At 47.7% G+C, this 8,387-nt stretch carries 4 protein-coding genes and 2 pseudogenes; 3 read left to right on the top strand and 3 right to left on the bottom strand.

Going from position 1 to position 8,387, the window contains the following annotated elements:
• A partial coding sequence (locus BEB42_RS08640) for an IS1 family transposase (RefSeq protein WP_004200914.1) occupies window positions 1-74 on the top strand: 74 nt, incomplete at its 5' end.
• Window positions 75-89: 15 nt separating this feature from the next.
• Here BEB42_RS08640 and BEB42_RS08635 read toward each other — a convergent pair.
• Window positions 90-953: pseudogene (locus BEB42_RS08635) on the bottom strand (alpha/beta hydrolase); the annotation flags it as partial.
• Between the two features lie 156 nt (window positions 954-1,109).
• Here BEB42_RS08635 and BEB42_RS08630 point away from each other — a divergent pair.
• The gene (locus BEB42_RS08630; protein WP_001328123.1) at window positions 1,110-2,036 is read left to right on the top strand and encodes a LysR family transcriptional regulator; all 927 of its coding nucleotides are present in this window, start codon (window positions 1,110-1,112) and stop codon (window positions 2,034-2,036) included.
• 288 nt (window positions 2,037-2,324) lie between these two features.
• On the opposite strand, the gene BEB42_RS08625 is transcribed toward BEB42_RS08630, so the two are convergent.
• Both BEB42_RS08625 and BEB42_RS08620 read right to left on the bottom strand, forming a co-directional pair.
• Window positions 2,325-2,681, bottom strand: a complete 357-nt coding sequence (locus BEB42_RS08625; RefSeq protein ID WP_001038968.1) for a hypothetical protein — start codon at window positions 2,679-2,681, stop codon at window positions 2,325-2,327.
• Between the two features lie 207 nt (window positions 2,682-2,888).
• Window positions 2,889-3,449 (bottom strand): annotated as a pseudogene (locus BEB42_RS08620) (aldo/keto reductase); the annotation flags it as partial.
• A gap of 565 nt (window positions 3,450-4,014) precedes the next feature.
• Here BEB42_RS08620 and fdeC point away from each other — a divergent pair.
• Window positions 4,015-8,268 carry an inverse autotransporter adhesin FdeC gene (gene fdeC / locus BEB42_RS08615; RefSeq protein ID WP_105267291.1) on the top strand — a complete coding sequence of 1,418 codons (4,254 nt, stop codon included), beginning with the start codon at window positions 4,015-4,017 and terminating at the stop codon, window positions 8,266-8,268.
• Window positions 8,269-8,387: the final 119 nt, after the last annotated feature.

The raw sequence follows: 8,387 nt of genomic DNA, 5'->3' as shown, positions 1-8,387 counted from the left end.
TGTCGTTCTCAAAATCGGTGGAGCTGCATGACAAAGTCATCGGGCATTATCTGAACATAAAACACTATCAATAAGTTAGAGTCATTACCTGGCTTATCATACAGGTCGTAATGTGAATAACCTTCAACCACGACCAACTCTTTATGTTTTGAGGCTGCACGACCAATAATTTCGCAGCCGTCACGATAGGCACCAAAAGCGCCCACTCTATCGCCCACTACAACCATTAGTGGTTGAGTTAACAGGACTTCTGCAAGATGAAAAGCATCCCAGCCCACGGCAACAGTCTGATGTGAAAATAGCGAACGATTTACCCCATTAGTCGCACAGCCTCGTGGCGAACGATAATATTCTGTTGCTTCAAAAAGGTCTATTTCTGTTAATCCCGCTTCAAGAGCTGCATCCGGAGAAGAGGGGAGTAAATCATCTACGCGAAGTTTTGCGCCGTTAGCTTCGTCTGTTCTTTGTTGCGCCATTGCTTCGAGTGCTCCGATAGGATTAAACGCTGTAAATCCCTCACGCATAAGACGCCCGTAGTTTGCACCCGTGACAGTACCAATGGCTTTAATCCGACGTTCTGTCATTGCGGCATTAATGGCATATCCACCTCCACCACAAATACCCAGTACACCAATACGCCCGGCATCAACGTAAGGTAAGGTGGTAAGGTAATCAACGACAATGCTGAAGTCTTTTACTCGCATTGTTGGATCTTCCAGATAACGCGGTTCTCCACCGCTGCTTCCCTGAAAACTGGCATCAAAAGCAATGACGATAAAGCCAGCTTTTGCCAGGGCGGCACCATACACACTACCCGATGTCTGTTCTTTGCAGCTTCCAATTGGATGGGCACTGATAATGGCAGGATACTTTTTTTCACTATTAAAATCGTCAGGGAAATAGATATCAGCAGCTATATCCCAGTAAGTGTGTTTTATCGAAACCGTTTTCATTTCAAGCTCCAGGGATTTGCCTAAACAGATTTAAATATCATTTCTATTATCCGCAACTGGCATTTGTGTTCATATCGAGAACGGCGTAATAGTATGACTTGTATTGGTTATCATCAATGGTCTAATATCTATCACAGTGTTAAGTTAAGGTTTACAATGATGAAAATAGAGCCTTCAATTTTGCCTTCTCTTGCCTGGTTTGCGCTGATTGTTCGTGCCGGCAGTTTTTCCAGAGCCGCTTCTGAAATGGGTATTACGCGGGCCGCATTGTCCCAGAATTTAAAATCTCTTGAGGAACGTCTTAACACCAAGCTGATATACCGTACGACCCGCAATATGTCGCTTACTGAGGAAGGACAGCGTCTGTATGAAGTGCTGGTGTCGGCTTTGGGGCAAATTGATGATGCTTTGAAAGATGTTGGTGATACCCAACTTGAACCTACAGGCCTGTTGAGAATAAATTCCTCCCGTGTTGCAGCACGGATGCTTGTTGAGCCTCATATTGGCGAGTTTCTTACTCGTTACCCCAAAACAAAGATAGAACTCATTATGGATGACGGTTTATCTAACATTATTGCGGACGGCTGTGATGTGGGCATACGTCTTGAGCAAGGACTGGATGAGCATATGACTGCCGTTCCTGTTTCTCCGCTTATTAAACTGGTTACTGTGGCATCGCCAGATTATTTAAAAGAACACGGTATTCCTGAAACGCCTCAGGAACTGAGTAACCATAATTGCCTTCGGTTGCGGCATAAAAGTAGCGGTGCACTCTCTGCATGGGAGTTTTCTAATGTTGTGGGGGGTAATGAAGAGTTCGAAATAGAGGTTTCAGGTAAGTATATTTCTAATGATGACGAAAGCATGATACGAATGGCGCTGAATGGAACGGGTATCATTCAACATCTGGATTTTGCAATCGCTGAACATATCAATGCGGGCAAGTTACAGCCGATTCTTGAGGATTGGGCTGTTTCATTTCCTGGATTTTATATTTATGTTTCATCACGGGTGAGAATGCCCTCTAAAGTTCGTGCTTTTATTGATTTTATGGTGGAGAAAAGAGTAAAAATAGAAAGTTAATGATGTGTGTAATTGATGGTTGCTCTGGGCGAATATCGGTAAGAGGAATAACGTAATCATTAGGACGCGTTTACATAATAAACTTTCTGATAATTAATACTTATTTTCTATACGGCCATAATATCAATTATCATTATCACCAGTAATGTGGCTAAAATAATAGTATCTATGGCCGCTACGGTTAACGGTGGTTATTTTGGGAGGCGTTAACACGTAGCGGCTTGTAGTTGTAAGTCTTGAACAGGTACAAAGCCTGAAAATCAGGAGGATATCGCTATCAAACTTCCTTTATTTCTTCTCGCAGTTTCGCATCTTATAGAAGAATCCTGTATTTCCATCTTCCACGATGAAGCGATCGTTAAAAGTTGGACGACGAATAAATGTCACTCCACCTATTGTTGCTTTTTGTTTTATACCATCATCAACATTTTCCAGATCTGGAGAGTACAATTGATCTCCATTTGGCATTTGAACGATGAAATTGTTTCCATTATCGAGAACTGTTGCGGATTTTGACAGAATTTGAGTAGCGGTATCCAGGCTGGAAATCCTAATGTCACAAACATATTTGCCTGGCCCCAGATCTTCTTCTGCAAATACAGGTAAGGAAAATAATGCAAATGCGAGGATGAGATTCTTATTCATGCAAACTCTAGGAAGATCAATAAAAGCAATACGTTACATAAAGAGCACGTAAATGAAAAGAGCGATTGGTTAATGAGTAATGCTATTAATCCCCGCATGGCCTACTTTTCATTGGCTGCGGTGTTGAACCTCATTGAATATGGGCAAGACTCTGACTGAGTGACCGACGTAAATAGGTAGATGCATAATCGCTTACCGCCCTGTAACCGCAAACGGTGCCCAGGCTTCTGGCTGAATGCCACGACTTTGCATCCAGGGAACGGCCTGCAGCTGCTGATTGAAAGGGTTAACTTCAACCTGGTTTACCGCCGGAACGACGTTATTAAAAGCGATAAGGTCTGCCAGTCGGTCAGGATGGAAGTTACTGACGCCATTAGCGCGAATTTTACCGGCCTGTTGCAGCTCTTCCATGGCACGCCAGGCTCCGTGGACATCGCCATATGGCTGGTGAATCAAGTACAGGTCAACGTAATCAAGTTGCAGTCGATTCAGAGAGCGTTCGAACTGGGCTTTGGCCCCTTCGTAACTGGTATCCTGCAACCAGAGTTTCGTGGTGACAAAGAGTTCGTTACGGGCGATACCGCTTTGTTTCAGTGCGTTCCCGACCTGGATTTCATTTTGATAAGAGGCGGCGGTGTCAATCAGTCGATAACCGGTGTTAATAGCGTCAATGACCGCTCTTTCGCATTCGGCGGCATCGGTCATCTGAAATACACCAAAGCCCAACAGGGGCATTTCAATACCGTTGTTCAGTTTTACTTTTTGCATGGTGTTATCCTTCCGTTATCGTTCATGAGAAGCATAACGTAAAGGGAAGAGCTCGATTAGACGGCAGGATTTGTCAGGGGTTATGAACGAAATTCATAAATCTGTTTGAGTGTTGCGATGAGTCGTGCAAGTTCGATATCCCCGCAATTTACAGTCCGATGAAGGAAAATGAATATCCAAAAAAAATATATCGGTTTATCCTGGCGTATATACCTACTTCGACGTATTTCCAATCGTGGTAAATTAAAAGCAGGTCATTATTATTCACTCTGAATAATGAATTATTCACTGTCCGCAGAGTAAGAAATATAACTTAGGTATCTATTTAATGACTTGCACAAAAAGCTAAATTTTTACCCATAAATAAAAATATAATCCCGCGCCCACCCACCTGATGAGTGGCTACAGACACTGGATATATTAGGTGGCGGTGTACTTTCTTACATAAAGGTATTTCCTTTTCTGCGGAAAAGGAAACCGGGAAATCCCCGGCTTTTCTGACAAGCAGACACCATTATTTGTGTTTGCCTATGTTCGTTAATTCGTTCATCAGGAAATTATCTCAATGTCACGTTATAAAACAGGTCATAAACAACCACGATTTCGTTATTCAGTTCTGGCCCGCTGCGTGGCGTGGGCAAATATCTCTGTTCAGGTTCTTTTCCCACTCGCTGTCACCTTTACCCCAGTAATGGCAGCACGCGCGCAGCATGCGGTTCAGCCACGGTTGAGCATGGAAAATACCACGGTAGCTGCTGATAATAATGTGGAGAAAAATGTCGCATCGTTTGCCGCAAATGCCGGGACATTTTTAAGCAGTCAGCCAGATAGCGATGCGACACGTAACTTTATTACCGGAATGGCCACAGCTAAAGCTAACCAGGAAATACAGGAGTGGCTCGGGAAATATGGTACTGCGCGCGTCAAACTGAATGTCGATAAAAATTTCTCGCTGAAGGACTCTTCGCTGGAAATGCTTTATCCGATTTATGACACGCCGACAAATATGTTGTTCACTCAGGGGGCAATACATCGTACCGACGATCGTACTCAGTCAAATATTGGTTTTGGCTGGCGTCATTTTTCAGGAAATGACTGGATGGCGGGGGTGAATACTTTTATCGATCATGATTTATCCCGTAGTCATACCCGCATTGGTGTTGGTGCGGAATACTGGCGTGATTATTTGAAACTGAGCGCCAATGGTTATATCCGGGCTTCTGGCTGGAAAAAATCACCGGATGTTGAGGATTATCAGGAACGCCCGGCGAATGGCTGGGATATTCGTGCTGAGGGCTATTTACCTGCCTGGCCGCAGCTTGGCGCAAGCCTGATGTATGAGCAGTATTATGGCGATGAAGTCGGGCTGTTTGGTAAAGATAAACGCCAGAAAGACCCGCATGCTATTTCTGCCGAGGTAACCTATACACCAGTGCCTCTTCTGACACTGAGCGCCGGGCATAAGCAGGGCAAGAGTGGTGAGAATGACACTCGCTTTGGCCTGGAAGTTAACTACCGAATTGGCGAACCTCTGCAAAAACAACTCGATACAGACAGCATTCGCGAGCGTCGAATGCTGGCAGGCAGCCGCTATGACCTGGTTGAGCGTAATAACAACATCGTTCTTGAGTACCGCAAATCTGAAGTGATCCGTATTGCTCTGCCTGAGCGTATTGAAGGCAAGGGCGGTCAGACGGTTTCCCTGGGGCTTGTGGTCAGCAAAGCAACTCACGGACTGAAAAATGTGCAGTGGGAAGCGCCGTCATTACTGGCTGAAGGTGGCAAAATTACCGGTCAGGGTAGTCAGTGGCAAGTAACGCTCCCGGCTTACCGTCCAGGCAAAGACAATTATTATGCGATTTCAGCAGTTGCCTACGATAACAAAGGCAATGCCTCGAAACGTGTGCAGACAGAAGTGGTTATTAGCGGAGCTGGTATGAGCGCCGATCGTACGGCGTTAACGCTTGACGGTCAGAGCAGTATTCAAATGCTTGCTAACGGTAATGAGCAAAAGCCGCTGGTGCTGTCTCTGCGCGACGCCGAGGGCCAGCCAGTCACGGGCATGAAAGATCAGATCAAGACTGAACTAACCTTCAAACCGGCTGGAAATATTGTGACTCGTACCCTGAAGGCCACTAAATCACAGGCAAAACCCACACTGGGTGAGTTCACCGAAACTGAAGCAGGGGGGTATCAGTCTGTCTTTACTACCGGAACGCAGTCAGGTGAGGTAACGATTACTGTTAGCGTTGATGACATGAGCAAAACTGTCACTGCAGAACTGCGGGCCACGATGATGGATGTGGCAAACTCCACCCTGAGCGCTAACGAGCCGTCAGGTGATGTGGTTGCTGATGGTCAGCAAGCCTACACGCTGACACTGACAGCGGTGGACTCCGAGGGTAATCCGGTGACGGGAGAAGCCAGCCGCCTGCGACTTGTTCCGCAAGACACTAATGGTGTAACCGTTGGTGCCATTTCGGAAATAAAACCAGGGGTTTACAGCGCCACGGTTTCTTCGACCCGTGCCGGAAACGTTGTTGTGCGTGCCTTCAGCGAGCAGTATCAGCTGGGCACGTTACAACAAACGCTGAAGTTTGTTGCCGGGCCGCTTGATGCAGCACATTCGTCCATCACACTGAATCCTGATAAACCGGTGGTTGGCGGTACAGTTACGGCAATCTGGACGGCAAAAGATGCCTATGACAACCCTGTGACCAGCCTCACGCCGGAAGCGCCGTCATTAGCGGGTGCCGCTGCTGTAGGTTCTACGGCATCGGGCTGGACAAATAATGGTGATGGGACGTGGACTGCGCAAATTACTCTCGGCTCTACGGCGGGTGAATTAGAGGTTATGCCGAAGCTCAATGGGCAGGACGCGGCAGCAAACGCGGCAAAAGTAACCGTGGTGGCTGATGCGTTATCTTCAGGCCAGTCGACAGTGTCTGTAGCCGCAGATCGCGTAAAAGCAGGCGAAAGCACAACCGTGACGCTGGTGGCGAAAGATGCGCATGGCAACGCTATCAGTGGTCTTTCGTTGTCGGCAAGTTTGACGGGGACCGCCTCTGAAGGGGCGACTATTTCCAGTTGGACCGAAAAAGGTGACGGTTCCTATGTTGCTACGTTGACCACAGGCGGAAAGACGGGCGAGCTTCGTGTCATGCCGCTCTTCAACGGCCAGCCAGCAGCCACCGAAGCCGCGCAGTTGACGGTCATCGCCGGGGAGATGTCATCAGCGAACTCTACGCTTGTTGCGGACAATAAGACTCCAACGGTTAAAACGACGACGGAACTCACCTTCACCGTGAAGGATGCGTACGGGAACCCGGTCACCGGGCTGAAGCCAGATGCACCAGTGTTTAGCGGTGCCGCCAGCACGGGGAGTGAGCGTCCTTCAGCAGGAAACTGGACAGAGAAAGGTAATGGGGTCTACGTGTCGACCTTAACGCTGGGATCGGCTGCAGGTCAGTTGTCTGTCATGCCACGCGTGAACGGCCAAAATGCCGTTGCTCAGCCATTGGTGCTGAATGTTGCAGGCGACGCTTCCCGGGCAGTGATCAGTGATATGGCGGTGAAGGTGAATAACCAACTGGCAAATGGACAGTCTGCTAACCAGGTAACCCTGACCGTCGTGGACAGCTATGGTAACCCGTTGCAGGGGCAAGAAGTTACGCTGACTTTACCGCAGGGTGTGACTAGCAAGACGGGGAATACAGTAACAACCAATGCGGCAGGTAAAGCGGACATTGAGTTGATAGCAACCGTTGCTGGGGAACACAGTATCACGGCCTCAGTGAATAATGCTCAGAAGACGGTCACGGTGAAATTCAACGCAGACGCCAGCACCGGTCAGGCAAACCTGCAGGTTGACACTGCCGCTCAAAAAGTGGCAAACGGCAAAGATGCCTTTACGCTGACGGCGACCGTTGAGGATAAAAACGGTAACCCTGTTCCAGGAACTCTGGTGACATTTAATCTGCCCCGGGGTGTCAAACCGCTTACTGGCGATAATGTCTGGGTGAAAGCCAACGATGAGGGGAAAGCAGAGTTGCAGGTGGTTTCAGTGACTGCCGGAACGTATGAGATCACGGCTTCAGCAGGAAATAACCAGCCTTCAGACGCGAAGAGCATTACGTTTGTGGCGGATAAGACTACGGCGACCATCTCCAGTATTGAGGTGATTGGCAACCGTGCAGTGGCGGATGGCAAAGCCAAACAGACGTATAAAGTTACGGTGACTGATGCCAATAACAATTTGTTGAAAGATAGCGAAGTGACGCTGACCGCCAGCCCGGCTTCGTTAAACCTGGAACCGAATGGCACAGCGACAACGAATGAGCAAGGGCAGGCTATTTTCACCGCCACCACGACTGTTGCAGCGAAATATACACTTACGGCGCAAGTGAGTCAGGACAACGGTCAGGTATCAACGAAAACGGCTGAATCCAGTTTCGTGGCGGATGATAAAAACGCGGTGCTCGCCGCATCATCTGATGTGCAATCTCTGGTGGCGGATGGGAAATCGACTGCGAAGCTGGAGGTGACCCTGATGTCGGCAAATAACCCCGTTGGCGGGAATATGTGGGTCGACATTCAGACGCCGGAAGGGGTGACGGAGAAGGATTATCAGTTCCTGCCGTCGAAAAATGACCATTTCGTGAGCGGAAAAATCACGCGTACATTTAGTACCAGCAAGCCTGGTGTCTATACGTTCACATTTAACGCCCTGACCTATGGCGGGTACGAAATGAAGCCAGTGACGGTGACCATTACCGCGGTGGATGCCAATACGGCAACGGGCGAGGAGGCGATGAAATAATATTAAGAGTATGAAAGTAACATTCTAATAAACAATAATGGCGTTGACATCTTCAACGCCATTATTTATTGAATTGCCTGACAGTAGTCTTGTTATAAATTCATTTAGACATAGCGATA

The organism is Escherichia sp. MOD1-EC5990 (genome assembly GCF_002965285.1).
In the GTDB taxonomy this organism is placed as follows: domain Bacteria; phylum Pseudomonadota; class Gammaproteobacteria; order Enterobacterales; family Enterobacteriaceae; genus Escherichia; species Escherichia coli_F.
This window is presented reverse-complemented; position numbering and strand designations above follow the sequence as displayed.

Bases quoted from the DNA above. Each gene is read 5' to 3' on its own strand.
- BEB42_RS08630 (WP_001328123.1), top strand. From the start codon at position 1,110: ATGATGAAAATAGAGCCTTCAATTTTGCCTTCTCTTGCCTGGTTTGCG.
- BEB42_RS08625 (WP_001038968.1), bottom strand. From the start codon at position 2,681: ATGAATAAGAATCTCATCCTCGCATTTGCATTATTTTCCTTACCTGTA.
- fdeC (WP_105267291.1), top strand. From the start codon at position 4,015: ATGTCACGTTATAAAACAGGTCATAAACAACCACGATTTCGTTATTCA.